We start from the raw sequence: 256 nt of genomic DNA, 5'->3' as shown, positions 1-256 counted from the left end.
AGCGGTAGTTCAGCTGGTTAGAATGCTGGCCTGTCACGCCGGAGGTCGCGGGTTCGAGTCCCGTCCGCTCCGCCATTGCAGAATTCTTAAGTCTCTGTGAAAAAACTTTGAAAAAAGTGTTCATCGGGCTGGGTTTCCAGGGAGTCTTCGGATATACTGGGCGCCTGCAAAGTTTCAGCGCGGAGCGGTAGTTCAGCTGGTTAGAATGCTGGCCTGTCACGCCGGAGGTCGCGGGTTCGAGTCCCGTCCGCTCCGC

The 256-nt window shown here is 57.4% G+C and carries 1 tRNA gene; it reads left to right on the top strand.

Annotated features, from left to right (window positions below):
- Positions 1-181: 181 nt before the first annotated feature.
- Positions 182-255, top strand: a tRNA-Asp gene (locus ACX9OT_RS21870).
- Position 256: the final 1 nt, after the last annotated feature.

The organism is Stenotrophomonas genospecies 3 (assembly GCF_054473855.1).
Note: the sequence above shows the minus strand (reverse complement) of the source record. Positions and strands in the feature narration are given on the sequence as shown.